Source organism: Phaeospirillum tilakii (assembly GCF_042683125.1).
Taxonomy (GTDB): domain Bacteria; phylum Pseudomonadota; class Alphaproteobacteria; order Rhodospirillales; family Magnetospirillaceae; genus Phaeospirillum; species Phaeospirillum tilakii.
This window is the reverse complement of record NZ_JBHUIY010000024.1, coordinates 24,717-49,002: the sequence shown is the minus strand read 5'-3', so window position 1 is coordinate 49,002 and position 24,286 is coordinate 24,717. Positions and strand designations below refer to the sequence as shown.

Annotated in this window: 20 protein-coding genes and 1 tRNA gene; 10 read left to right on the top strand and 11 right to left on the bottom strand. The window is 69.9% G+C overall.

Going from position 1 to position 24,286, the window contains the following annotated elements; translation table 11 throughout:
• The first annotated feature begins 107 nt into the window (after positions 1 to 107).
• The 4 genes from ACFSNB_RS12390 (at position 108) to ACFSNB_RS12375 (ending at position 3,412) form a co-directional block, all read left to right on the top strand.
• Positions 108 to 869 (top strand): CHAP domain-containing protein, encoded by a 762-nt coding sequence (locus ACFSNB_RS12390; protein ID WP_377316989.1) that lies wholly within the window; start codon positions 108 to 110, stop codon positions 867 to 869.
• Between the two features lie 244 nt (positions 870 to 1,113).
• Entirely contained in the window at positions 1,114 to 1,752 is a 639-nt protein-coding gene (locus ACFSNB_RS12385) for a LuxR C-terminal-related transcriptional regulator (RefSeq protein ID WP_377316987.1), read from the top strand.
• Between the two features lie 70 nt (positions 1,753 to 1,822).
• Entirely contained in the window at positions 1,823 to 2,392 is a 570-nt protein-coding gene (locus tag ACFSNB_RS12380; RefSeq protein ID WP_377316985.1) for a cytochrome b/b6 domain-containing protein, read from the top strand.
• Positions 2,393 to 2,587: 195 nt separating this feature from the next.
• A complete protein-coding gene (locus ACFSNB_RS12375) occupies positions 2,588 to 3,412 on the top strand; it encodes an MBL fold metallo-hydrolase (RefSeq protein ID WP_377316983.1) in 825 nt (274 codons plus the stop codon).
• Between the two features lie 122 nt (positions 3,413 to 3,534).
• On the opposite strand, the gene ACFSNB_RS12370 is transcribed toward ACFSNB_RS12375, so the two are convergent.
• On the bottom strand, positions 3,535 to 6,258 hold the full coding sequence (locus ACFSNB_RS12370; protein WP_377316981.1) for a PAS domain S-box protein: 2,724 nt from the start codon (positions 6,256 to 6,258) through the stop codon (positions 3,535 to 3,537).
• A 236-nt stretch (positions 6,259 to 6,494) separates the two neighbouring features.
• Between ACFSNB_RS12370 and ACFSNB_RS12365 the strand changes: the two genes are divergently transcribed.
• Positions 6,495 to 8,117, top strand: a complete 1,623-nt coding sequence (locus ACFSNB_RS12365; RefSeq protein WP_377316979.1) for an ABC-F family ATP-binding cassette domain-containing protein — start codon at positions 6,495 to 6,497, stop codon at positions 8,115 to 8,117.
• A gap of 11 nt (positions 8,118 to 8,128) precedes the next feature.
• On the top strand, positions 8,129 to 8,650 hold the full coding sequence (locus ACFSNB_RS12360; RefSeq protein ID WP_377316977.1) for a GNAT family N-acetyltransferase: 522 nt from the start codon (positions 8,129 to 8,131) through the stop codon (positions 8,648 to 8,650).
• A gap of 118 nt (positions 8,651 to 8,768) precedes the next feature.
• Here ACFSNB_RS12360 and ACFSNB_RS12355 read toward each other — a convergent pair whose 3' ends face one another.
• The 3 genes from ACFSNB_RS12355 to ACFSNB_RS12345 all read right to left on the bottom strand — a co-directional run bounded on the left by ACFSNB_RS12355 (position 8,769) and on the right by ACFSNB_RS12345 (position 12,451).
• Positions 8,769 to 10,844 (bottom strand): hypothetical protein, encoded by a 2,076-nt coding sequence (locus ACFSNB_RS12355; protein WP_377316975.1) that lies wholly within the window; start codon positions 10,842 to 10,844, stop codon positions 8,769 to 8,771.
• A 7-nt stretch (positions 10,845 to 10,851) separates the two neighbouring features.
• Positions 10,852 to 12,207 (bottom strand): hypothetical protein, encoded by a 1,356-nt coding sequence (locus tag ACFSNB_RS12350; protein WP_377316973.1) that lies wholly within the window; start codon positions 12,205 to 12,207, stop codon positions 10,852 to 10,854.
• Positions 12,208 to 12,374: 167 nt separating this feature from the next.
• A tRNA-Arg gene (locus tag ACFSNB_RS12345) sits at positions 12,375 to 12,451 on the bottom strand.
• A gap of 290 nt (positions 12,452 to 12,741) precedes the next feature.
• Between ACFSNB_RS12345 and ACFSNB_RS12340 the strand changes: the two genes are divergently transcribed.
• A complete protein-coding gene (locus ACFSNB_RS12340; protein WP_377316971.1) occupies positions 12,742 to 13,854 on the top strand; it encodes a hypothetical protein in 1,113 nt (370 codons plus the stop codon).
• Positions 13,855 to 13,982: 128 nt separating this feature from the next.
• On the opposite strand, the gene ACFSNB_RS12335 is transcribed toward ACFSNB_RS12340, so the two are convergent.
• On the bottom strand, positions 13,983 to 16,142 hold the full coding sequence (locus tag ACFSNB_RS12335; protein WP_377316969.1) for a methyl-accepting chemotaxis protein: 2,160 nt from the start codon (positions 16,140 to 16,142) through the stop codon (positions 13,983 to 13,985).
• A 163-nt stretch (positions 16,143 to 16,305) separates the two neighbouring features.
• Here ACFSNB_RS12335 and ACFSNB_RS12330 point away from each other — a divergent pair, with 163 nt between their 5' ends.
• Positions 16,306 to 17,304, top strand: coding sequence for an RluA family pseudouridine synthase (locus ACFSNB_RS12330; protein ID WP_377316967.1), 999 nt, complete (start codon positions 16,306 to 16,308; stop codon positions 17,302 to 17,304).
• Between the two features lie 131 nt (positions 17,305 to 17,435).
• On the opposite strand, the gene rnhA is transcribed toward ACFSNB_RS12330, so the two are convergent.
• From rnhA to ispH, 3 genes are read right to left on the bottom strand one after another with little or no spacing between them, the layout of a single operon-like run.
• Positions 17,436 to 17,885: a ribonuclease HI gene (gene rnhA / locus ACFSNB_RS12325; protein ID WP_377316965.1), complete on the bottom strand. Its 450-nt coding sequence runs from the start codon at positions 17,883 to 17,885 to the stop codon at positions 17,436 to 17,438.
• Positions 17,882 to 18,862 carry a homoserine kinase gene (thrB, locus tag ACFSNB_RS12320; protein ID WP_377316963.1) on the bottom strand — a complete coding sequence of 327 codons (981 nt, stop codon included), beginning with the start codon at positions 18,860 to 18,862 and terminating at the stop codon, positions 17,882 to 17,884. The genes rnhA and thrB overlap by 4 nt, the downstream gene beginning before the upstream one ends.
• Positions 18,863 to 18,869: 7 nt before the next feature.
• Positions 18,870 to 19,805, bottom strand: a complete 936-nt coding sequence (ispH, locus tag ACFSNB_RS12315; RefSeq protein WP_377317017.1) for a 4-hydroxy-3-methylbut-2-enyl diphosphate reductase — start codon at positions 19,803 to 19,805, stop codon at positions 18,870 to 18,872.
• Between the two features lie 146 nt (positions 19,806 to 19,951).
• Between ispH and ACFSNB_RS12310 the strand changes: the two genes are divergently transcribed.
• The gene (locus tag ACFSNB_RS12310; RefSeq protein ID WP_377316961.1) at positions 19,952 to 20,530 is read left to right on the top strand and encodes a hypothetical protein; all 579 of its coding nucleotides are present in this window, start codon (positions 19,952 to 19,954) and stop codon (positions 20,528 to 20,530) included.
• On the top strand, positions 20,527 to 21,204 hold the full coding sequence (locus ACFSNB_RS12305; RefSeq protein WP_377316959.1) for a hypothetical protein: 678 nt from the start codon (positions 20,527 to 20,529) through the stop codon (positions 21,202 to 21,204). Before ACFSNB_RS12310 ends, ACFSNB_RS12305 begins: the two co-directional genes overlap by 4 nt.
• A gap of 90 nt (positions 21,205 to 21,294) precedes the next feature.
• On the opposite strand, the gene ACFSNB_RS12300 is transcribed toward ACFSNB_RS12305, so the two are convergent.
• Genes ACFSNB_RS12300 through ACFSNB_RS12290 form a run of 3 tightly spaced genes read right to left on the bottom strand, consistent with a single transcriptional unit; the run spans position 21,295 to position 24,116 of the window.
• Entirely contained in the window at positions 21,295 to 22,332 is a 1,038-nt protein-coding gene (locus ACFSNB_RS12300) for a GGDEF domain-containing protein (RefSeq protein WP_377316957.1), read from the bottom strand.
• A 54-nt stretch (positions 22,333 to 22,386) separates the two neighbouring features.
• A complete protein-coding gene (locus ACFSNB_RS12295; RefSeq protein ID WP_377316955.1) occupies positions 22,387 to 22,881 on the bottom strand; it encodes a pentapeptide repeat-containing protein in 495 nt (164 codons plus the stop codon).
• On the bottom strand, positions 22,878 to 24,116 hold the full coding sequence (locus ACFSNB_RS12290; RefSeq protein WP_377316953.1) for an anion transporter: 1,239 nt from the start codon (positions 24,114 to 24,116) through the stop codon (positions 22,878 to 22,880). The genes ACFSNB_RS12295 and ACFSNB_RS12290 overlap by 4 nt, the downstream gene beginning before the upstream one ends.
• Positions 24,117 to 24,286 lie beyond the last annotated feature (170 nt).

Here is a 24,286-nt window from a genome sequence, read left to right as displayed (position 1 = left end):
GCGAAAATGTGACGGAGATCACAAAAAGGGGTTGCCATCGGGTTTTTGGATTGACACAATCGGCCCTGCCAATAACCGGAGGGAGGAGACCGGTGCGGACCAAGACCATGCTTCCCGCGGCCCTGACCGTGGTCGCGACGATGGCCCTGGCAGTGCCTCAATCGGCCGAAGCCGCCATGCAGTGCGTCACCTATGCCCGTGACGCCAGCGGACTCAATCTCAAGGGCGACGCCTGGCGCTGGTGGGATGCCGCCGCCGGCGTTTACGAACGCGGCACCGCGCCACGCGAAGGGGCGGTGCTGGTGTTCAAGCGCCAGGGACGGATGTCGCACGGCCACGTTTCGGTGGTTCGCCGGACGATCAACAGCCGCGAGGTGCTGGTCGATCACGCCAACTGGGCGCCGCATCGCAGCCCCGGCCGTGGCCAGATCGCCGAATCGGTGCCGGTGATCGACGTTTCCCCCCGCAATGACTGGTCGCAGGTGCGGGTGTTCTACCGTCCCGCCGGTGAACTCGGCACCCGGGTCTACCTGACCCAGGGCTTCGTCTACCGCCCCGGTTCGTCCTCGCGCCGGGCCCTGCTGCCGCAGGCGGCCAGCCTCACCCCCGCCGCCCCGGCGGTGGTCGAGCCGGCCCCCGCTCCGCGCGCCGAGCCGGTCGCGGTCGAGGCCGCCGCCGCCCCGGTCCACCCGGCCGCGACCCTGCCGGTCATCGCCGCCCCGGCCGCGATCGCGGCGCCGGTCAAGGCCGCGCCGCCGGCCCCGGTCAAGACCGCCGCCCCGGCGCCGGCCCCGACTCCGGTGGCGCCCGCCGTGGTCCCCGCCGCCCCCAGCCGGGTCGATGTCTCGCGCTGGGCCGAGCAGGCCTGATCCGTCCCGCCGGACGCCCGCCTGATCCGGCGGGCGTCCCGGCCTTTCCCCCGCCGTCCGTCCCCTCCATCCGCGCCGCGCCGGTTGCCCTGGCGCGGTGATTTTCGCGTCTTCGTTCCGCCCCCGCCGCCGGCCGCCGCCCGGTCCGGCCCGCTTTTCACGCTTTGTGCCTTTGCGAAAACCGGCATTCGCGCTATCTATTACGGCCCGAGTGGGTAGGGTCGGAACGACCCCGTGGGAGAGAATGCCGTCCATGCCTGGTGCTCAGAACCGACCGATCGCCGTCGTTATCGCGGAAAAGAACCCGCTGTTGCAAAGCAGTCTGGTCAAATTGCTGGAAGGCGACGAGCGGTTCGTCATCGCCGGGGTCGCCAATGACGGCCAGCGTTTCCTTGAACTGCTCGACAAGCTGTCGTTCCGCGTCGGCGTGATCGGCTGGGAAATGCCGACGGTCGATGGACGGGGCGTGCTCCAGTCGCTGCGCGGCCGGCCCGAGGCGCCGCGGGTGATCGTCTATACCGGCAGCGCCAATCCCGACGTGCCGCGTCAGGCGATGACCCTGGGCGCCGCCGGGTTCTGTTCCAAGCGCGAACCGCCCGAGCAACTGGTCGACACCATCATCGCGGTGGCCGGCGGGCGGATGGTGTTTCCCTTCATCGACGTCGCCAGCCTCGCCAGCGATCCGCTCGCCGGCCTGACCCCGCGCGAGCGGGAATTGCTGGCCGCGCTGGCCGGCGGCCTGACCAACCAGCAGATGGCGACCCAGCTCGACATCTCGCTCAACACCGTCAAGTTCCACCTGAAGAACCTCTACGACAAGCTGGCGGTCGGCAACCGCGCCCAGGCCGTGGCGTTTTTTCTCAAGGGCCGCGAGCCGCGCTGATCGTCGGCGGTTCGCTTCCGGTTCATCTCGGGTGGGCTATCCTGCGAATTCCGTTTGTGGAGAACCGAAGATGACCCATGACAAAAAGACGCGATTGCTCCACCGCCTGCTGGCGGCTGGGGTGATCCTTCAGTTGCTGCTGAGCCTGGTGATGGTCCACCCCAGCCCGAGCCATGCCGGCAATTTCTTCTTCACCATCCATGAGTTCCTTGGCCTCGCCGTCGCGGCGGTGCTGGTGGCGCACTGGGCCTACATGCTGCCCAAGTACCGCGCCACCCCCTATTACCTGTTCCCCTGGACCAAGGCCGAGGACCGCGCCGCCCTGATCGCCGACGCCAAGGCCACCCTTGAGTCGCTGCGTGCGCGCAAGCTGCCCGAATCCGACGTCCCCACCCCGCTGGTCGGCGCGGTGCAGGGCATCGGCCTGATCGCCGCCAGCGCGATGGCGGTGACCGGCGTGCTGATGTTCCTCTTCGCCGGTCCTGACGGGCTCGGCCTGATCGGCGGCCTCGCCAAGGGGATCCACGAACTGGTCGCCCCGGTGCTGTGGACCTACCTGATCATCCACGTCGCCGCCGGGGTGCTGCATCAGGCGTTCGGGGCCCCGCTGCTCTCGCAGATGTTCATCAACAAGGACTGACCCGCCGGCCGGTTCCCCGCGCGGGAACCGGCCTCGGCTCCGGTCGTGACGCCCCCGGCCGGGGGCCGGGAGGCTGCCCGGCCCCCGGTTGTCGTCTCCGCCTCCCGCCCTCCCCGATTGTGAGCGGATCCATTGGCCCGCCCCCCCCGGCGACGCTAGCCTGGGACCCTGGTCGCGGCAGGGAGTGCGCAGCGGATGGCGGTTCGGGTCCGGTTCTGGGGGGTGCGGGGCTGTGTCCCCAGTCCAGCGGCCGATCATCTCGGCTATGGCGGCAACACCTCCTGCTTCGCCGTCACCATCGGCTCTCGGCTGGTGATCTTCGACGCCGGCACCGGCCTGCGCCCGCTTGGCGCCGCCATCGCCGCCCACGGCCCGGCCGAGGCCGACCTGTTCCTGTCGCATTATCATTGGGACCACATCGCCGGCCTGCCGTTCTTCGCCCCCGGCTACGATCCGTCCTTTCGCCTGCGGATCCACGGCCCCCGCCTCGACGGCGATTGCGGGCCGCTGGCGGCGCTGGCCCGCCAGATGGAGCCGCCCAATTTCCCGGTCACGCTGGGGCGGATGGGCGGCATCGCCGCGATCGAGGAGTTCGAGATCGGCACCACCCTGACCCCCGCCCCCGGCCTGCGGATCGTCACCGCGCCGCTCAACCATCCCGGCGGCGCCTGCGGCTACCGGCTGGAGGCCGAGGGCCACGTCATCGCCGTCGTCACCGACACCGAACACCGCCCCGGCGCCCCCGATCCCGCGGTGCTGGCCCTGATCGCCGGCGCCGACCTGATGCTCTACGACGCCACCTACGACGATGACGGTTTCAGCGACCGCGTCGGCTGGGGCCATTCCACCTGGCAGGAAGCCATCCGGCTGGCCCGCGCCGCCGGAGTCCGCCGGCTGGTGCTGGTCCATCACGATCCCGACCGCGACGACCGCGCCCTCGACGCCGCCGCCGCTGCCGCCGCCGCCCAATGGGACGGCGCCGCTTTCGCCCGCGAGGGAACCGAAATCATCCTCGACTGAGGCACGCGTCCGGCAACGAATGACGCGGGCTCTGCCCGCGGACCCGCCGGGGCGATGCCCCGGACCCCCTTCTTTTTTGTTACATCGCGGATTGGCGGGCGGCAGCCCGCCTAACCTTCGGATCAGGCGGCGGGAAGGTCGATCCAGAACACGCTGCCCTGGCCGGGGACGCTTTCGACTCCGACCCGTCCGTTCATCGCCTCGACGATGCGGCGGGTCAGGGCGAGGCCGATGCCGGTGCCCTCGGTGCGGGTATATTCGGCGCCGAGGCGGTTGAACGGGGTGAACAGTTCGGCCAGCCGTTCCGGCGGGATGCCGCAGCCGGTGTCGATCACCCGCAGCCGCAGCCGGTCGGGGGCGAGGGCGCGGGTTTCCAGCCGGACCCGGCCGCCGGGATGGTTGTATTTGACCGCGTTGGACAGCAGGTTGACCAGCGCCTGCTTCAGCCGGGTCGGATCGGCCAGCACCGCCGGGGTGTCGGCGGCGATGCCCTGTTCGATCGCGACCTGCCGCCGCTCCGCCTCGGGGCCGATCAGTTCGAGGCAGTCGCGCACCGGTTCGTCGAGGCCGATCGGTTGCAGCGTCAGATCGATCTGGCCGGATTCGATCCGGGCGAGGTCGAGGATCTCGCTGATCAGGTCGAGCAGATGGCGCCCGGCCGAATGGATCGCCCCGACCCGGTCGCGCTGGGGCGCGGTCAGCTCGGGATCCATCTCGATGAACTGGGAAAAGCCGAGGATGGCGTTGAGCGGGGTGCGCAGCTCGTGGCTCATATGGGCGAGGAAGGCCGATTTGGCCCGGCTGGCCTGCTCGGCGGCGTCGAGCGCGTCGCGCAACTCGCGCTGGTGGGTCAGTTCGGGGGTGTAGTCGCTGAAGATGTTGAAGCGGAATTGCGGCCTTCCGTGGCTGTCGAACACGCTGCCCATGTGGCCGAGCGAGGTGAAGCGCGAGCCGTCGGCGCGGCGGATGTCGAGCAGGCCGCACCATTCGCTGCCGTCGCCTTCCTCGGCCCCGATCGACACCAGATCGGGCGGGGCGGGGTGGACCAGCCCGTGCGGCCGGCCGATCACCGCCTCGCGCCGGTAGCCGGTCAGCCGCAGGAACGCCTTGTTGACGAAGATCAGCCGCCCCTCGGCGTCGGAAATCGCGATGCCCTGGCCGGCGGAATCGAAGATGCGGCGGAACAGGCCAAGGTCGGCATTGGCCTGTTCGCGCTCGGTGACGTCGATGATCGCCCCGACCGCGCGCACCGCCGCGCCCCGGGCGTCATGGAACACCCGCGCCCGCATCAGGACGTGGCGGATCTCGCCGTCGGGGCGGCGCAGGCGGAAGGTGGCCTCGCCCTCGCCGGTCTCGCGGGTGTGGCGGCGGAAAGCCTCGAACGCCGCCCGGTCGTCGGGGTCGAGCAGGTTGGTCAGGAACGGATCGAGTTCGGGGACATAGCTGGCCGGATCGCGCCCGACGATGGCAAAGGCGGTGTCGGACCAGATGATCCGTCCGGTGACCAGATCGAAATCCCAACTGCCCAGCCCGGTCAGACGCTGCGCCTCCTCCAGCCGCAGCCGGGTTTCCCACGCCTGATCGCGGATGCGGTACAGCTCGCTGCTGTCGCTGACCACCGCGACGTAATGGGTCAGGCGGCGGCGGCGGTCGCGGATCGCGCTGATCGAGGCCAGCAGCGGACGCTCGCCGCCGCCGCGATGGCGGATCCAGATCTCGCCGCGCCAGCCGCCCGGGCCGCGCAGGCTGGCCAGGATCCGGGCGTAGAACCCCTGGCTGTGGCGGGCCGCGCGCAGGATCTGGAGCGACTGGCCGGGCAGCTCGGCCGGGTCATGGCCGGTGATCCGGGCGAAGCCGGGATTGGCGGCGATGATCCGCCCGGTCAGGTCGGTCACCACGATGCCGTCATGCGACTGCTCGAAGATCTGCAACACCACCCGCCGGCTGCGCTCGGTCCAGCCATGGAACAGATGGAGGAAGGCCAGCACGGTTGCGGCCAGACCGGTGAAGCCGATGGCGTAGAGCACCGCCTGCCGGGTCCAGCCCGACAGGAATTCGCTCGGCGCCCGCCCGATCACCAGCACATAGGGCAGCCGGTCGAGCTTGCGGTAGACGAACTGCCGCCGGATTCCGTCGAGCGGGGAGGGGAATTCCAGCACCCCCTCGGTGCTGCCGGCGGCGAGGGCGGCGACCAGTTCGGGACAATCGATCCGCTGCCCCAGCCGTTCCGGCAAGGCCGGCAGCCGGGCGAGGAAGTTCATCTCGGTGTCGAACAGGGTGATGGTGCCGGCCCGGCCGACATCGAGGGTGGCGAACAGCGCCTGGAAATACTCCGCCCGCAGGCTGGACAGGGCGACGCCGAGAAAATGGCCGTTCGGGGCGACGACCGGGCGGGCCAGCGAGATCTGCCATTGGCCGCTGAAGCGCGAGCGGATCGGCGGCGAGGCGATCAGCCCGGACTCGGGATGGTCGCGCAGATACTGGAAATAGGGCCGGTCGCCGATCAGCACCCGGGCGGACACCAGGGGCTCGCGCCCGGTGAACACCTCAAGCCCGCGGGCGTCGGTCACCCGCAGCCCGTCCTCGCGCACCTCGGGGACGAAATCGGCCCAGGCCTGGAGGATCGCCCGCGCCTGACGCGGGTCGGTCCGTCCCGGCGCGGCCAGGATCGGGGCGAAATCGAGCGCGGTGTGGTTGAGCACCACCTCGATCTTTTCGGTCGAGGACAGGATGTGCCGTTCCAGCAGCCGGGTCAGATTGTCGGAATCCCGCCGGGCGATCTCGTAGTTCTGGTGATAAGAACGGACCAGATCATGCGCCAGCAGCCCACCGAAGCCCGTCAGCATCAGAAGAATGCAAATCGCCGAGGCGCCAACCCGCCAATCACGGTGGTATATGCTTGGGATGTATCGCAATTTCGTAGGTTTGACGGCGAGGGCGGTCCGCGGGGAGGGGTGGGATCAACCTAAGGGTGCAATGTACGCTATCATCTTTCCATTCCGTCAACAACGCGGGAAATTCGTCCGTTCCCGGATCGATCCTGTGGCATAAGGACGCTCCACTCCAGGGGAACCGAGACGGCATGATTCGCTTTGAGTCCATCAGCAAACAGAACAGCCACCGGATTCTGTTCTTCGAGGCCTCGGCCGTGCTCAATCGGGGCGAGAAGGTCGGGCTGGTCGGCCCCAACGGCGCCGGCAAGACCACCCTGTTCCGGATGATCGCCGGCGACGAGGCCCCCGATGACGGCCAGGTCTCGATCGAGAAGCAGGTGACGATCGGCTATTTCAATCAGGAGGTCGGCGAGATGTCCGGCCGCAGCGCGGTGGCCGAGGTGATGGACGGGGCCGGGCCGGTCAGCGCGGTGGCAACCGAGCTGGCGGCGCTGGAGGCGGCGATGGCCGATCCCGACCGCGCCGACGAGATGGAAAGCATCGTCGAACGCTATGGCGAGGTTCAGGCCCGGTTCGAGGAACTGGGCGGCTACGAGCTGGAGGGCCGGGCGCGCGAGGTGCTGGCCGGGCTCAGCTTCAGCCAGGAAATGATGGAGATGGATGTCGGCCGGCTGTCGGGCGGCTGGAAGATGCGGGTGGCGCTGGGGCGGATCCTGCTGATGCGGCCGGACGCGATGCTGCTCGACGAGCCGAGCAACCACCTCGACCTCGAAAGCCTGATCTGGCTGGAGGAGTTCCTCAAGGGCTATGACGGCGCGCTGCTGATGACCTCGCACGACCGCGAGTTCCTCAACCGGATCGTCACCAAGATCATCGAGATCGACGGTGGCACCCTCAACAGCTATGCCGGCGATTACGAATTCTACGAGCGGCAGCGGGCGCTGAACGAGAAGCAGCAGCAGGCCCAGTTCGACCGGCAACAGGCGATGCTGGCCAAGGAGATCAAGTTCATCGAGCGGTTCAAGGCGCGGGCCTCGCACGCCGCCCAGGTGCAGAGCCGGGTCAAGAAGCTCGACAAGATCGAACGGTTCGAGCCGCCGCGCCGCCGCCAGACGGTGGCGTTCGACTTCCCGCCGGCGCCGCGCTCGGGCGAGGACGTGGCGGTGCTGCGCGAGGTCCACAAGGGCTATGGCAGCCGGCGGATCTATCAGGGGCTCGATTTCAAGATCCGCCGCCGCGAACGCTGGTGCGTGCTCGGGGTCAACGGCGCCGGCAAATCGACCCTGCTGAAGCTGGTGGCCGGCGCGGCCGAGCCCGACCAGGGCAGTGTGACGATCGGCGGCAGCGTGCGGATGGGCTATTTCTCGCAGCATGCGATGGACCTGCTCGACGGCGACGCCACCGTGTTCGAATCGCTGGAATCCTCGTTTCCGCAGGCCAACCAGGGTTCGTTGCGGGCGCTGGCCGGCTGCTTCGGCTTTTCCGGCGACGATGTCGAGAAGAAATGCCGGGTGCTGTCGGGCGGCGAGAAGGCCCGGCTGGTGATGGCGACGATGCTGTACAACCCGCCGAACTTCCTGGTGCTCGACGAGCCGACCAACCATCTCGACCTCGACACCAAGGAAATGCTGATCCGGGCGCTGGCCGAGTATGACGGCACCATGCTGTTCGTGTCGCACGACCGCCATTTCCTGGCGACTTTGTCGAACCGGGTGCTGGAACTGACCCCGGACGGGGTGCATCAATATGACGGCGGCTACAGCGAATACGTCGCCCGCACCGGCCAGGAAGCCCCCGGCCTGCATCCCTGAGGCTTATGCCGATGAGCGAAGAGGACGACATCACCCTGGCCCCGGTGGCGGCGGGAGAGTGGCCAGCGTTCAAACGGGCGTTGCAGGCCGCCTTCGCCCCGGCGGCGATCGCGGCATTCGGCCCGCTGGACGAGCCGATTCCGTCCGACGCTGACCTCGACGGCGCGCGGGCGGCGCCGGGCGCCGAGGCGCTGCACATCCGCCAGGGCGGCGCCCTGGTCGGCGGCGCGGTGGTCGGCATCGACGTGACGACGCGGCACAACACGCTGGATTTCTTCTTCATCACCCCGGCGGCGCATGACCGGGGCCTGGGTCTGGCGGCGTGGCGGGCGATCGAGCGGCGCTATCCGCAGACCCGGGTGTGGCGGACCCACACCCCCTATTTCGAGAAGCGGAACATCCACTTCTACGTCAACAAATGCGGTTTCCGGATCGTGGCGTTCTACAACGCCCATCACCCGGACCCCCACCGCCCCGACGGCGACGATCCGCCCGGCCTCGACGAGGCGTTCCTGTTCGAAAAGATCATGTGACGGGGTGGCCACGGCGCTTCTTCTCCCGCCGCCAAAGCGCCCCTCACCCTGAGATGAGGCAGGGCTGCCGCCCCGCACCCTGCCGGGAGGCGCCGCCTCCCGACCTCCGGTTTTTTCTTCAATCACTCGGGGGATGACGGAGTCGTTCCTGTTCCGCCCGCAGCTTCGCCGCCCGCTCGCTCCAGCCCAGCCTCTCCGCCGCCGTCGCCGCGCGGTCAAACACCGCCAGTGCCGCTTCGGTCTCACCGCGCGCCGCCAGAACCTGACCGAACAGCGATCCCACCTCGACTAGGCCCGTCGCGACCCCGGTCTTCTGCACTAGGGCGAAACTCTCGGCCAGATCGTCGTGGATCGCCTCTGCATTGCCCTCGGTCAGGCCGTTTTTCTTCATTAAAAGTCGGGCCCGATTGAATCGGACATTGGAGAGGCCGTCTATGTATCCTAGCCGCTGATAGACCGGCAGTTCTTCCTCCTGGCGGATCTTCAACGCGGCATCGAGCTCGCCGCGGGCCTGAAGGATGTCGGCGATCTGGCCCATCGTCACCGCGCGCTCCCGCACGGCGCCGAGGCGCTCAAACGCCGGAAGCATCTCCTCCTGGCGGATCTTCAGCGAGGCATCGAGCTCGCCGCGGGCCTGAAGGATGTCGGCGATCTTGCTCATCGTCACCGCGCGCTCCCGCACGTCGCCGAGGCGGTCAAACGCCGGGAGCATTTCCTCCTGGCGGATCTTCAGCGCGGCATCGAACTCGCCGCGGGCCTGAAGGATGTCGGCGATCTTGCCCCTCGTCACCGCGCGCTCCCGCACGTCGCCGAGGCGGTCATAGACCGGCAGTTCTTCCTCCTGACGGATCTTGAGGGCGGCATCGAGCTCGCCGCGGGCCTGAAGGATGTCGGCGATCCGGCCCATCGTCACCGCGCGCTCCCGCACGTCGCCGAGGCGGTCATAGACCGGCAGTTCTTCCTCCTGGCGGATCTTGAGGGCGGCATCGAGCTCGCCGCGGGCCTGAAGGATGTCGGCGATCCGGCCCATCGTCACCGCGCGCTCCCGCACGTCGCCGAGGCGGTCATAGACCGGCAGTTGTTCCTCCTGGCGGATCTTCAGCGCGGCATCGAGCTCGCCGCGGGCCTGAAGGATGTCGGCGATCTTGCCCATCGTCACCGCGCGCGAGCGCACGTCGCCGAGGCGGTCATAGACCGGCAGTTCTTCCTCCTGGCGGATCTTCAGCGCGGCATCGAATGCGCCGCGGGCCTGAAGGATGTCGGCGATCCGGCCCATCGTCACCGCGCGCTCCCGCACGTCGTCGAGGCGGTCATAGACCGGCAGTTGTTCCTCCTGGCGGATCTTCAGCGCGGCATCGAGCTCGCCGCGGGCCTGAAGGATGTCGGCGATCCGGCCCATCGTCGCTGCCCGCGAGTACTCGTCGTCGAGAGCGGTGAAGGCCGGGACGGCATGGTCCCGCAGGATCGCCAGAGCCGCCTCGTATTCTCCCAACCCGGCCAGCAGATCGGCCTGTTCAAGCCGCAACGCGGCGATCAGGGCGGGGTTGGCGTCGTCGCCGGCCCCGTCGAGATAGGCCTCCAGTTCGGCCAGACGAACCCGCCGCTCCGCTGCGGTGCGGTTGTCGAATTCGGCCCAATGCGGCAGCGGAGCCGATGCTTCCCCCCCGATGGCCGCGCTGGGCGGGACCGGGCTGTCCTCCAGGAAGCGATCGACTCCCGCCCGCCACGACCAGACGTCCGGGGCCAGGGTGGCCAGATCGCGGACCTGGAGCGGACGCAGCCAGAACAGCACCGGCACCGGCACCGCCCGGGCAAAGGCTTCGCGCCGGCGGTTGAGGCCGCGCAGCCGTTCCGCCGTTTCCGTCGCCTGCAACGGATCGAGCCAGCTTTCGAGACCGAACAGTTCGACGCAGCCCGCCCCCGCCGCCGCTGCGACGATCGCCTGTTCCAGGCTCGGCCAGTCGGGATGGTCGGCCGGGTCGGCCCGCAGCCGCCGGGGGGTGGCGCCGCCTTGTTCGATCGCCGCCGCGACCCGGTCGCGGCTGGCGGCATGCTCGAATTCCAGGATGAACAGGCCCCAGCGCCCGCGATGGGCCGCCAGTTCCTTGCCCAGCCGGCGGAAGGCCGACCGCAGCCCGTCCGGCAGATCGGCGCCGGCCTGGAACCAGCGGTCCAGGTCGATCTCCTCCGTCATCGGTCGCTCAGCCCGCCGCCCGCAGGTAGGCGGGCAGCAGGCGGACCACCGGATGGGGCTGGCGCCAGCTCCCGCTGTTGTATTCGAGCAGCGCCCCCCCCTCCACCAGCCGGGTCACCGCCTCGCTGACGCCGAGATTCTGCGGCTGCCGCGCCGCTTCGACCAGGATCGGATAGTCTTCGGCCAGCACCCAGGAGCGATATTCGCTTGCCAGTCGTTGCGCGGCGGCCTCGACGCTGGCCGAGTCGAGTACCGCCCCTTCGGCCTCGATGCAGGCGAAATAGAGCAACCGCAACAGGTCGCGCAGATGGCCGCCGGAAAATTCAATCAACCGGTCGAGGGTTTCTAGCGAATCGAACAGGCGGTAATGGCACCGTTTCAGCACCACCTGGCGCATCGCGGTGAATCCGGCCTCGCGCCGGCTGTTGGCCGCGTCGAACTCGTGGAGCTTGACCATCGGCAGCACCAGCGAATCGAACAGGTCCAGCCGCGCTCCGGACGATTTGAGGGCCATCGGCGCGGTATAGACCGCGATGCAGCGCACCAGCACCAACTGGTTGACCTCTTCGACGAAGAAGCGCCGCCAATCCTCGCCACGGAAACGGTCGGCGCCGTCGATGACGAACAGGATCTCCTGGCCCTTGCCGGCAGCCCGGATCTTGGCGGCGGCATTGGTGATCAGCAGGTTGAGCGCGGCGACGAAATCGCCATAGCTGTTGCGCATCACCGTCCGCAGGGTTTCCCGATAGGAACTGCCGACCTTGACCGAAGTGGTGAAACGGGCCAGCAATTTGGCAATCAGCGGCAGCCCGGCGCCGGCACTGGCCTCGAAATCGATCCCGGCCTTCAATTCGCCCAGTTCTTCATGGGTCAGCACCCGCTCGGCGAACCAGTTCCTCAACCGGTTCAACACCACCGGTTCGACCCCGATCCCCTGCTCCTCCAGCTTGTCGACCAGCTTCTGCGCCACCGCCAGCCAGACATCGCTATAGCGGGCGTCATGCGCGTCGATCAGTTCGAGCAGATCGATCCGCACCACCCAGTAACGGTGCGGATCCTCCAACTCCTGGCACATCCGGCTCAGTTCGGTGCTTTTGCCGCAGCCGACATGGCCGAAGAACAGGACATGCTTGCCCTGGCCCGGCGGCAGGAACCCACCGCTGTGTTTGTCGTAGCCGAAGGTGGCGTGGAAATGGCGGACGAACTTCTCTGCCCGCGCCTCGGCGGTCGGGACGTAGCGGGGATCGCCCGGGGCCAGCGCGTCGCGGTAATCGACCCGGCTGCTGACCGCCAGCAGTGAGGCCGGCGCGGTTTCGAACGCCTCGCGCGGACCCTCGGGAAACAATATGGTCGGATCGATCATCGGCTCACCCTGGCACACACCCCCGGCGACCCTGGGCCGCCCGGTCGGGATCGCCGGTACTCTATCACGGCCGCGTCGGCCGCGCGCGCCGGTTTGCCGTCCTCCGCGATCCACCGACCCCGGAAACGGCGAAGGCCCCAGCGGGATTACCGCTGGGGCCTTCAGAATGGCGCGCCCGGAACGACTCGAACGTCCAACCCTCAGATTCGTAGTCTGATGCTCTATCCAATTGAGCTACGGGCGCCTGTTCCCGCCGAAATGTCCCGGCGAGGTGGCGGAACTTACACAAAGGCCGAGGGGCGCGCAAGCAAAAAAAACCGCGCCCGGACCAAGACGCTCCTACCCCAAACGCTATGGAGTCCTTTGCTCCTTACGTACCACCAATCGAAAAGCGGGCTTGTGGCGACAGGGGCGTTTGCGTAGAATTCGGCCCAAAGTTTCCGGGGGAGCTGGGGGTAGGTTTCGGGCTGCTTCCGGTTCAGCCCCCGGTGGTCTGTGTCCAAACCGGCCAACCTGTAAGGATCTGCTATTCCAATGGCTCTGAACAAGACCCACGCCGTTGCGCTGTGCGCGGCTCTGCTCGCAGGCGGATGCTCCTTCGCCGAGGATTCGCTGTTTCCCGCGACGGACGCGACCGCGGCCAGCAAGGCGGGGAACCGTGGCGGAGCCCCCGGAGCCGCGACGGCCCCGGCCGGCGGCTACGATACCCTGGCGGTCACGCCGGGTTCGGCCACCGGCACCTATGTCGGGGTCAAGGTCGCCGCCTTGCGCAACGACCTCCAGGGTCTTCAGGGCACCCTGGCCCGCCAGAACCAGGCGCTCCAGCAGATCCGCGGCGAGACGGTGCAGGATTCCCAGCGCTATCACGGCACCGTCGCCGCCATCAATGCCCGCCTCCAGGTCGGCACCACCCCGGGCAACCCGATCCTGGCCCAGCAGTGGAACGCCGCCCAGGGCGAACTCGACCGCATTTCCGAGGACATCCTCAAGATGAACCGGCTGGCCAACGAGGTCACCGCTTCCTCGACCATGGCCGGCTATCTGCTCGAATCCGTCCGCGCCGCCCGCCTGCTGTCCGGCGCGGTCGACGAGGACCACCGCCAGCTCAGCGTGCTGGAGGACGAGACCAACCGCACCGTGGTGATGGTCGAGCGTCTGCTGACCGAGCTGACCGACGATGCCGCCCGCCAGCAGCAATATGTCGCCTCGGAAAAGCAGAGCCTCAACACCCTGGCTCTCGGCATCAAGAACGGCGCGCTGTTCAGCGGCAGCCTCAGCTCGGCGCCCTCGATCGCCGGCTTCGTCGAGCCCGCCGCGCCGGCCCGCGCCAGCTATGCCCCGTCCGAGCCGCCGCTGGTGATCATCCGGTTCGACAAGCCCAACGTCAATTACGAGCCGGCGCTGTATGCCGCGGTCAAGAGCGCGCTCGACCGCCGCCCCAACGCCGTGTTCGACATCGTCGCGGTGTCGCCCGACAACGGCAATACCGCCCAGCAGACCCTGGCCGCAGGCAATGCCCGCCGCAACGCCGAATCGGTGCTGCGCTCGCTGACCGCGATGAACATGCCGCCCAACCGGGTCCGGCTCAGCTCCAGCACCAGCCCCAACGCCTCGGCCAACGGCGAGGTCCAGGTCTTCGTCCGCTGAGGACATTCCCACGGATGCGCGGATCAAGTCCGCGCATGACGTGATCCTCCCCACTCAAAAAAATGAGGGGCTTGGGGAGCTGTGCTCCCCAAGCGGGGTGCGGGGCGGCCGCCCCGCCTGCTTTCGCCTCACCCCGCCCGGATCTCGGCGATGAAGCCGCCGACTTCCTGGGCCAGTTGGTCCGACGCCTGTTGCAGGGCGGTGGCGGCATCGGTGACCTGATCCGACATCAGCTTGGTTTCCTCCGCCGCCGCCGAGACATTCTCGACGTTTTCGGCGGCGGTGGCGGTGCCGTGCGCCGCCTGTTCGACCGAGCGGGCGATTTCGCCGGTGGCGGCGCCCTGTTGCTCGACCGCCGCCGCGATCGCCGCCGACACCGCGCTGATGGTCTCGATGGTGGCGGAAATCTGGCGGATCGCCTCGACCGCCGCGCCGGTTTCGCTCTGGATCGCCTCGACCTGGGCGCCGATCTCCTCGGTGGCGCGGGCGGTCTGGTTGGCGAGATGCTTGACCTCGGTCGCCACCACCGCGAAGCCCTTGCCCGCCTCGCCGGCGCGCGCCGCCTCGATGGTGGCGTTCAAGGCCAGCAAATTGGTCTGCGCCGCGATGTCGTTGATCAGCGCCACCACCTCGCCGATCTTCTGCGCCGCGTCGGCCAGCCCGCGCACCATCCGGTCGGTGGCGCCGGCCTGGCTCACCGCGTCGTTGGCGATGCCGACCGCCTGGGTGACCTGACGCGAGATCTCGCCGACCGAGGCCGACAATTGGTGGGTGGCGGCCGACACCGCCTGGACGTGGTTGGTGACCTGATTGGTCATCGCGGTGACGCTGCTGGCCTGGGTCATGGTCTGGCGGGCGTTGCCGGACAGGGTCTGGGCGTTGCCGAGCAGCGAGCCGGCCGAGATCTCGATCAGATCGACCACCCCCTTGACCCGGTCCTCCAGCGAGCCGGCGACGCGGGCGAGGTCGGCGCGGCGGTTTTCCTCGGCCTGGCGGTCATATTCGGCCTTTTCCAGCAGGGCATAGCCGAGCTTGGCCTTCAGCGCCCGCAGCACCGCATGCAGCGGATTGAATTCCTCCATCGCGGCGGTGGGGATCGGGTGGCGCAGATTGCCGCTGGCGATGGCGTCGCAATGGGCCTGGGCCTCGGCGATCGGCCGCCGCACCCCGCGCATCAGCCACAGCGCCAGCACCGTCATCACCGTCACCGCCACCACCAGCGTCGCCAGCATCGCGGCGATCAGCCGGCCGGATTCCTGGGCGGCGGCGGTCTGGAGATCGCGGGCCTCGCGGTTCTGCTGGGCGATCAGGGCTTCGAGTGCCTCGCGCGCGGCCTGATAGCGCGGCGCGATCGAGTCGGTCAGGGCGCGGGCCAGCCCGGTTCCGTCGCCGGCGCGGGCCAGCGCCAGCGCCGGCTGCACCGTGCCCACGCGCAATTGTTCGCGCCGTTCGGTGAAGCGGTCGGCCAGCCGGCGGGATTCGGCCGACATCGGCCGCGCCAGCACCGCGTCCCACAGCCGGGTGGTGGCGGCGATGTTGTCCTCGATCCGGGCGATCCGGCCGGCGACCGGGGGGGTGGTCTGGCCCTGCAATAGGTCGAACGCGGCCTGGGTCAACTGGATGTCGCTGTCCTGCATCCGGCTGGCGAGATCGGCCAGGGTGGCGGCAACCTCGGTGTTGGTGGCCGACACCCGCTCCAGCCGGTCGGCATTGTCGGCGATGCCGAGCGCGCCCAGCCCGCATTCCAGCACCAGCAGCAGCACGGCGATGCCGAGGGTGGTGCCGAGCCGGCCGAGGATGCTGGCGCGCCAGCGGGCGAGGCGGGCGCCGAGCCGGCGTGAGATCACCCGCCCGTCCTCCAGCCGCAGCCCGGCGGCGCGGCCGGTGCGGAACAGGGCGTAGGCGGCATCGGCCTCGGCGATCTGGGCCCGGCTCGGCTTGGCGCGGATCGAGATGAAGCCGACGATGCGGTCATCCTCGACGATCGGGGTGACGTTGGCGCGCACCCAGTAGAAATCGCCGCTCTTGGTGCGGTTCTTGACCAAACCTTCCCACGGCCGGCCGGCCTTGATCGTCCGCCACATGTCGGCGAACGCCTCCTTCGGCATGTCGGGGTGGCGGACCAGATTGTGCGGCGCGCCGATCAGTTCCTCTTCGCTGAAGCCGCTGACGGTGACGAAGGCCTGGTTGACGAACACGATCCGCCCGGAGGGATCGGTCTTTGACACCAGCAGATCGTCGTCGCCGAGTTCGATTTCCCGGGTGGTGACCGGGCCGTTGTCGCGCATCGCGGGGGCCTTTCTGACGGACGGGCGGGAGCGCGCCCAGGCATATTCGTTGGAGATATGTCGTTTCCGTCCGGGACGATCAATGGGGGGCGGCAAAAACGCCGTCCCGCCGGCCCGCAGGAAACCGTGGCGGCGGCGGCCGGCCTCCTGCTATAGCAGGCCGATGAGCGACGTTCAGACTGTCACCGTCACCGCCGACGAGGCCGACCTTCGCCTCGACCGCTGGTTCAAGCGCCATTTCCCCACCGTCGGGCATGGTCTGCTGGAAAAATGGCTGCGCACCGGGCAGGTGCGGGTCGATGGCGGCCGGGTCAAGGCCAATCACCGCCTTGTTGCCGGCCAGAGCGTGCGGGTGCCGCCGCTGCCGGCCGAATCCGCCCCGCCGCCCGCCGCCGCGCCGCGCCCCCCGGTCGATCCGCGCGACGCCCAGGCCCTGCGCGACGCGGTGCTGTACCGCGACGCCGACGTGATCGTGCTCAACAAGCCGGCCGGGCTGGCGGTGCAGGGCGGCACCGGCATGGCCGACCGCCATCTCGACGCGATGCTCGACGCGCTGTGCTTCGAGCTGCCGGAGCGGCCTCGGCTGGTCCACCGCCTCGACAAGGACACCTCGGGGGTGCTGCTGCTCGGCCGCACCGCCCAGGCCGCCGCCAAGCTGACCGCCGCGTTCAAGAGCCGCGCCGCCCGCAAATGCTACTGGGCGCTGGTGGTGGGGGTGCCCAACCCGCGCCAGGGCCGGATCGACGCCCCGCTGGCCAAGCTCGGCGGCAAGGGCATCGAGAAGATGGGAGTGGACGAGGAGGAGGGGCTGCGCGCGGTGACCTATTACCGCGTGGTCGATTCCGCCCTCAAGCGCGCCGCCTGGCTTGAACTGGAGCCGCGCACCGGCCGCACCCACCAACTGCGCGCCCATTGCCTGCTGCTCGGCACCCCGATCCTCGGCGACGGCAAGTATGGCGGCAAGGAGGCGATGATCGAAGGCATCGGCCTGTCGCGCAAGCTGCACCTGCACGCCCGCGCCCTGCGGCTGCCCCATCCCCGCACCGGGGCGCCGTTGCAGGTGATGGCGCCGCTGCCGTCCCATGTCGCCGCCAGCTTCGAGGCGCTCGGGTTCAATGCCGGCGATGCCGGCGCGCCGTTCGTCGCCTTCGACGCCGAGTAGACGCGGGCTCCGCCCGCACCCGTGAGGCAGCCAGCGGCTCCTGGACCTGCTTCGATGGTCGGGCACGGCAAGGACAAGGGAAAGGGATCCAAGGGCCCCCGGCCCTTGGCGGGTGCGGGCAGAGCCCGCTTTTACCCCTTGCCGGCGGCGGCTTTCGCCCCGGCGCGGGCCAGGGCGTCGGCGCGTTCGTTCTCGGGGTGGCCGGCATGGCCGCGCACCCAGTGCCAGTCGATGCGGTGGCGCGCCGCCGCCTCGTCGAGGGCGCGCCACAGATCCTCGTTCTTGACCGGCTTCTTGTCGGCGGTCTTCCAGCCGCGCGCCTTCCAGCCGCGCAGCCACTCGGTCATCCCTTTCTTGACGTATTCGCTATCGGTGTAGAGATCGACCGCGCAGGGGCGGGTCAGCGCGGTCAGCGCCGCCAGCACCGCCTGCATCTCCATCCGGTTGTTGGTGGTCAGCTTCTCGCCGCCCGACAGTTCCTTCTCGGTGCCGCGACAGCGCAGGATCGCCCCCCAGCCGCCCGGGCCGGGATTGCCCGAGCAGGCGCCGTCGGTGTAGATCTCGACCCGATCCTCGCTCATGGCGCGATGCCGTAGCCGCCGGGGCCGGTCAGCCCCTGGTGGAAGCGCAGCTTGCGCAGATATTCGAGCGGGTCCTTGCGCTTGACCAGGGCGCCGGCCGGGGTGTTGAGCCAGTCATAGGCCCGGGTCAGCAGGAAGCGCAGCGCGGCGCCACGCGCCAGCAGCGGCAGGGCGGCCAGTTCGGGCTCGGACAGCGGGCGGCGCTTGCGGTAGGCCCCCAGCATCAGCCGGGCCTTGGTGGCGTTGAAGGCGCCGTCGGTCTCGAAGCACCAGGCGTTGAGGCAGATCGCCAGATCATAGGCCAGGATGTCGGTGCAGGCGAAATAGAAGTCGATCAGCCCCGACACCCGCTCGCCGCCGGCGTCGGTCGGCAGGAAGAACACGTTGTCGGGGAACAGGTCGGCATGGATCAGCCCGACCGGCAGGTCGCTCGGCCAGGAGGCTTCGAGCAGGTCGAGTTCGTCGGCCACCAGCGGGGCGAGGCTGGGGTCGATCTGGCCGGCGCGGGGGCGGATCGCCTCGAACAGCGGCCGCCAGCCGGCCACCGACAGGCTGTTGGGGCGGCGGCCGCCGAAATCGGCCCCCTTCAGATGCATCTCGGCCATCGCCTCACCCAGGGCGGCGCAATGCTCGGGGCGGGGGCGGGCGTGCCACACCCCGGCCAGGAAGCTGACGATGGCGGCGGGGCGGCCGCACAGGCTGCGCAGCGCCCGCCCGTCCCGCCCCGGGATCGGGGTGGGGCAGGCGAGGCCGCGGGCGGCGAGATGCTCCATCAGGCCGAGGAAGAACGGCAGCTCGGCCGGATCGACCCGCTTCTCGTAGAGGGTCAGGATGTAGCTGCCCCGGTCGGTCTGGAGCAGGTAATTGCTGTTCTCGACCCCCTCGGCGATGCCCTTGCAGGACACCACCCGGCCGATATCGTACTCGCGGGCGAAGCTGTCGAGCTCGTCGTCGGGGACCTCGGTGTAGACCGCCATTTGTCGCTTATTCCGGGACCGACAGCGACTGGGGCAGCTTGAAGGTGACCATCTCGGTGGTGACGCGGACCTCCTCGATGGTGACGTCGAACCGCTCGCGGGCGGCGGCGACCACCTCCTCGACCAGCAGCTCGGGGGCCGAGGCGCCGGCGGTGATGCCCAGCCGCTCGACCCCGTCCAGCTCGTCCCAATGCACGTCGGCGGCGCGCTGGACCAGCACCGAGCGGGCGCAGCCGGCCCGGGTGGCGACCTCGACCAGCCGGCTCGAATTCGACGAATTGGGCGAGCCGATCACCATCAGCGCGTCGCAGCGCGGGGCGATGGTCCGCACCGCCGCCTGCCGGTTGGTGGTGGCGTAGCAGATGTCCTCGCGCTTGGGCGAGATGATGCGGGGGAAACGCTGTTGCAGCACCTTGATCACCTCGGCGGCGTCATCGACCGACAGGGTGGTCTGGGTGATGTAGGCCAGCTTCTCGGGGTCGATCGGCTCGACGGTGCGGGCCTCCTCGGGATTGCCGACCAGCAGCACCGCGCCGTCCGGGACCTGGCCGATGGTGCCGATCACCTCGGGGTGGCCGGCATGGCCGATCATGATGATCTGGCGGCCCAGTTCGTGATGCAGCTCGGCCTCGCGATGGACCTTGGTCACCAGCGGACAGGTGGCGTCGAGCGAGGTCAGGCCGCGCCGGCGCGCTTCGAGCGGCACCGTCTTCGGCACGCCGTGGGCGGAGAACACCACCGCCGCGCCGTCGGGCACCTCGTCCAGTTCCTCGACGAACACCGCGCCCTTGCGGGCCAGTTCCTCGACCACGAAGCGGTTGTGGACGATCTCGTGGCGGACATAGACCGGGGCGCCGAATTTCTCGAGCGCGCGCTCGACGATGTGGATGGCGCGATCGACCCCGGCGCAGAAACCGCGCGGGCTGGCCAGCAGCAGGGTCATCGGGCGTTTGGGCTGGGTGGTGTGGTCAGGACTGGTCACTGGGGCTCCCCTCGGCGGGCGTCAAGCCGGCTTGTGCCGGACTGGTGCGTTCACTACAGTCGGGGCGAAGGTTTAACAGATCCTGGTCCGTCGAAGGAAGATTCGGCATGCGCGAACCCGCCGCTCCTTTTCATCTCCCGTCGCCCTGGCGGCTGGTGCCGCCGTCGCCGTGGCGGCTGGTGCCGCTGCTGGCGCTGGTGGCGCTGGCCGGCTGCGCGTCGCTGACCAACAAGAAAGAGCCGCCGCCCTGTCCGCCGGTCTACATCCTGGGCGACACCCAGCACGTCACCAAATACCGCCAGGGCGCCGGCCGCGACCTGACCGACGTTGAACTGGAGGCCGAGGTGGTCGGCTTCAAGGGCGAATGCCATTATGACGACAAGGGGGCGATCGTCGATCTCGGCGTCAGCTTCCAGGTCAAGCGCGGCCCCGGCGCCGCCGGGCGCGATTCCGAACTGAGCTACTTCGTCGCCATTCCCAAATTCTATCCCGCCGAATCGGCCAAGGCGGTGCTGACCACCCCGGTCCATTTCCCCGACGGGGTCGAGACGGTGCGGGTCGATGACGAGGGGGTGACGATGCGGATCCCGGTGCAGAACCGCGAAGTGATCGACCAGTACGAGATCTATGTCGGCTTCCAGACCACCCCGGAACAGCTCGAACTGAACCGCAAGATGCGGCGATGAGCGCCGCCCTGGCCGCCGCCACCGTCGCCGCCGCGCGCGAGGCGGTGGCGACGCGGGGCCGGCCCCGGCTGCTGCTGTCGGGCAGCCTCGATCCGGCGCTGGCCCGCGCCGTCGTCGCCGCCTTTCCGCCGCTGCCCGGTCTGGTCGAGACGCTGGCGCCCGATCCGCTGCTGATCGAGGACCTGCTCGGCCGGCTCGACGAGGATTTCGCCGCCCTGGTGGTGCAGACCCCCGACCCGTTCGGCGCCTGCCGTCCCCTCGACGCGCTGGCGGCGGTCTGCCGCGTGTTCGGGGTGGCGCTGATCGTGGTGGTGGCGGAAAAGCGGCTGCTTGAGCGCGACGGGCCGCCGCCGGCCGATCTGCTGGTGGTGGCCGAGGATTCCGCGTTGCCGGACGGGGCCACGGCAGAGCAGCTGGCCGAGGCGACCGGGGCGTTGGTGGCCGCGCTGCGCCGGATCCCCGGCCTGCGCGTCGTCACCCGCGCGCCGTTCGGCACCGTCGCGGTTCATCTCGGCGACGACCGCTCGGCCGATGCGGTGGCGCCGGCTATCGTCGGGCTCGCCGCGACTCCGTTGCGGCGGCTGTGGCCGGAATGGAGCGAACTCGACCCGGTGCTGGCGCTGCGCCTGACCGCGCTCGGGCCGCTGCCCGATCTGACCCCGCTGCGGCGGTGATCGTCTGGTCGCGGGCTCTGCCCGCACCCGCCAAGGGCCGCAAGGCCCTTGGAACCCGTTCCTTGTCCTTCGCGCGGCCAGCGCCCGCGCTCACTCCCCGGCGCGGGCGAGGCGGTTGCGGCCGGCCTGTTTGGCCTGATACAGCGCCTGATCGGCCCGGCGCAGCAGCGATTCCATGCCCTCGCCGGCGACATGGGCGGCCAGACCGGCCGACAGGGTGAGCTGGCCCAGGCTTTCGCCGGTGCGGCGGTTGGTCAGGGTGCGGGTGGCGACCCGCTGCCGCAGCGCCTCGACCAGGGCGGTGGCGTCGGCGAGGTCGGTGTCGGGCAGGATCAGGGCGAATTCCTCGCCGCCATAGCGGGCGGCGCTGTCGCGCGGGCGCAGCCCGTCGAGCAGCATCCGTCCGATCAGCTTCAGCACCTGATCGCCGAGCGGGTGGCCGTGGCGGTCGTTGAAACGCTTGAAATGATCGAGGTCGATCATCGCGAGGCACAGCGGCCGGCCGCCATACTCGGCCTGACCGACCGCCTGGGCCAGGGCGGCGTCGAAGCTGCGGCGGTTGGCGAGCTGGGTCAGCGCGTCGGTGGCGGCGTCGGCCTCCAGCGCCCCCAGCGCCTCGCGCAGCCGGGCCAGTTCGCGGGCCGAGGCGGCAAGGTCCTGTTCCAGCCGGCGGCTGGTGGCGGCGGCGGCGCGGCTTTCGGTCCGCAGGATTTCGGCCAGTTCGGCCAGCAGGGCGGGCGAGGGCGGCGGGTCGAGCCGGGCGGCGGCGGCCTCGATCGCGGCGGCATGGCCGGCGGTGCCGGTGACGGCGGTGGCGGCGGTCTCGCCCAGGCGGCGGAAGGTCTCGTCGGCGCGCTGGCTCAGTTCGCGCAGGGCGCCGCGCTCGGGGCCCTGGGCGGCGAAACGCTCGAACAGGGCGTCGTTGACCTCGGGGCCGAAGCCGTCGCCCCGGCGCAGGATCTCGTTGATCGCCTCGGTCAGTTCGGGGTTGCGGCCGCTGACATAGGCGTACCACACCGAAAAGTTTTCCGGCTGGGGCGGGATGTCCTGGCGGGCCATCATGCCGAGCGCGGCATCGGCGCAATGGCGGGCCTGATCAAGCGGGTCGGGTAATCGGGTGTCGGCCAAGGGGGGCCTCGTGACGCGGTCGCGGGGGGGACGGGACAGGGCGGCGGGGCGGGGTCAGTTACACTGGCCGAGCGAGCCCTCCGCACAGATGTGGGTACCGTCGATCCATTTCGCTCCCGACAAATCGGCGCCGAGCAGTTCGGCGGCGGAAATCTTCGCGCCGCTGAGGTCGGCGCCGCGCAGGGTGGCGTGGAAGAAGCGGGCCCGGCGCAGGTCGGCCCCGGCCAGCGAGGCGCCGTCGAGATCGGCCTTGGTGAAATCGGCGTCGCTGAACACCCCGCCATCGAGGCGGGCGCCGCGCAGTTTGGCGCTGACGAAGCGGACCCGGTAGCCATCGGCGCGGGTCAGGTCGGCTCCCGACAGGTCGGCGCGCTGGAAGCTGGTCTCGCGCAGGCGGGCGCCGGTCAGGCGGTGGCCGACGAAGCCGCGCCCGTCCATGTAGCAGCGTTGCCAGTCCACCCCCGGCGCGGCCGGGGTGGTGCAGTCGGCCGCCAGGGCCGGCGCGGCGGCCAGCGCCAGCAGCAAAGCGGCGGCGAACGCCACCCTCACCAATGCATCCACCCGCCCAGCCACAGCCAGGCGACGGCGATCGCCATCGTCACCAGGGTCAGCGGCACCCCGGCGCGGGCGAAATCGCCGAAGGACAGCCGGGCGCCGACGCTGGCGGCGCGCTCGGCGACGATGATGTTGGCGAGGCTGCCGACCAGCAGGAAATTGCCGGCCAGGGTGGTCAGCAGGGCCAGCCCGGTCAGGGCGCCGGGGTCGGGGGTGTGCCACACCGACAGGATCAGCATCACCGCCGGGACGTTGCCGATCGAGTTCGAGGCGGCCAGCGCCAGCGGCAGCATCGAGCCCAGCGTGTCGGGGAACAGGCCGCGCTCGGCCAGATCCTCGACCCACTGGCGGGCGAGGTCGGTGTCGGCAAAGGCACCGGTGACGACGAACAGGCAGGCGAACAGCAGCAGCAGGTGCCAATCGACCGAGCCGATCATCTCGCGCGACGACATCCGCCGGCTGGCCAGCAGCAGGCCGGCGATCACCATCGCCCCCACCTCGCGCGGCAGCGGGGCGGCGAACAGCAGGGCGAGGCCGGCCAGGGCGCAGACGCCCTTGGCCGCCTGCCAGCGGTGCAGCCGGCGCCCGGGGGCGGCGGCGAGGCCAGCGGGCGGGACCGGGGCGGCGTCGAGTTCGGCCCGCCAGATCCAGGCGATGGCGAGATGGACCACCAGCAGCGACAGCGCCGCCGGCACCGCGCAGGCGGCGAGGAAGTCCCAGAAATCGAGTCCGCCGACCTGTCCGATCAGGATGTTCTGCGGATTGCCGATCAGGGTGGCGGCGCTGCCGGCATTGGCGCCGCCGACCAGCCCGAGCAGATAGGGGCGGGGGTCGAGGCCCCGGCGGCGGATGCCCTCGGCGACGATCGGGGTCATCGCGAAGCAGACCACGTCGTTGGCCAGCACCGCCGACAGGCCGCCGGCGGCGAGGATCACCAGCCCGAGCAGCCGGCGCGGCGAGCCGGTGCCGGAGGCCACCCGGGTGGCGACGGTCTCGTAGACCCCGGCGAGCTGGAACTGGGCCGAGACGATCATCATCGCGAACAGCAGCAGCAGGGTGGGGACGTCGATCGAGCTGCCCATGGCGCGGACGCCGACCTTGCCGGAAACCAGCAGGGCGACGACGGCGACCAGGGCGATGCCGGTGCGGTCGATCTTGAGGCCGGGCACGCTGCCGAAGGCCATGCCGAGATAGGTGAGGACGAAGACGGCGATGACGAAGCTATCCATGCCTTGGTTATCGCCCGTCCCTCCGGGACGATCAAGAGGGGTTCGCCACACCCTCCCGTGCCGCCGCCCCCCCCGGTGGCGGGAGAGGGGGGCTGACGGGACGGCATGCCGGCCAGGGCGGCCGCGCTGCTATCCTTGGCTGTGGCACTTCCAGACCAGGACGCCCGGCG

Coding starts and splice junctions, on each gene's coding strand:
- ACFSNB_RS12310 (WP_377316961.1), top strand. CDS start 19,952: ATGCGCGAACCCGCCGCTCCTTTTCATCTCCCGTCGCCCTGGCGGCTG.
- ACFSNB_RS12330 (WP_377316967.1), top strand. CDS start 16,306: ATGAGCGACGTTCAGACTGTCACCGTCACCGCCGACGAGGCCGACCTT.
- ACFSNB_RS12335 (WP_377316969.1), bottom strand. CDS start 16,142: ATGCGCGACAACGGCCCGGTCACCACCCGGGAAATCGAACTCGGCGAC.
- ispH (WP_377317017.1), bottom strand. CDS start 19,805: ATGACCCTGCTGCTGGCCAGCCCGCGCGGTTTCTGCGCCGGGGTCGAT.
- ACFSNB_RS12340 (WP_377316971.1), top strand. CDS start 12,742: ATGGCTCTGAACAAGACCCACGCCGTTGCGCTGTGCGCGGCTCTGCTC.
- ACFSNB_RS12355 (WP_377316975.1), bottom strand. CDS start 10,844: ATGACGGAGGAGATCGACCTGGACCGCTGGTTCCAGGCCGGCGCCGAT.
- ACFSNB_RS12365 (WP_377316979.1), top strand. CDS start 6,495: ATGATTCGCTTTGAGTCCATCAGCAAACAGAACAGCCACCGGATTCTG.
- ACFSNB_RS12370 (WP_377316981.1), bottom strand. CDS start 6,258: ATGCTGACGGGCTTCGGTGGGCTGCTGGCGCATGATCTGGTCCGTTCT.
- ACFSNB_RS12360 (WP_377316977.1), top strand. CDS start 8,129: ATGAGCGAAGAGGACGACATCACCCTGGCCCCGGTGGCGGCGGGAGAG.
- thrB (WP_377316963.1), bottom strand. CDS start 18,862: ATGGCGGTCTACACCGAGGTCCCCGACGACGAGCTCGACAGCTTCGCC.
- rnhA (WP_377316965.1), bottom strand. CDS start 17,885: ATGAGCGAGGATCGGGTCGAGATCTACACCGACGGCGCCTGCTCGGGC.
- ACFSNB_RS12375 (WP_377316983.1), top strand. CDS start 2,588: ATGGCGGTTCGGGTCCGGTTCTGGGGGGTGCGGGGCTGTGTCCCCAGT.
- ACFSNB_RS12290 (WP_377316953.1), bottom strand. CDS start 24,116: ATGGATAGCTTCGTCATCGCCGTCTTCGTCCTCACCTATCTCGGCATG.
- ACFSNB_RS12305 (WP_377316959.1), top strand. CDS start 20,527: ATGAGCGCCGCCCTGGCCGCCGCCACCGTCGCCGCCGCGCGCGAGGCG.
- ACFSNB_RS12380 (WP_377316985.1), top strand. CDS start 1,823: ATGACCCATGACAAAAAGACGCGATTGCTCCACCGCCTGCTGGCGGCT.
- ACFSNB_RS12385 (WP_377316987.1), top strand. CDS start 1,114: ATGCCGTCCATGCCTGGTGCTCAGAACCGACCGATCGCCGTCGTTATC.
- ACFSNB_RS12350 (WP_377316973.1), bottom strand. CDS start 12,207: ATGATCGATCCGACCATATTGTTTCCCGAGGGTCCGCGCGAGGCGTTC.
- ACFSNB_RS12390 (WP_377316989.1), top strand. CDS start 108: ATGCTTCCCGCGGCCCTGACCGTGGTCGCGACGATGGCCCTGGCAGTG.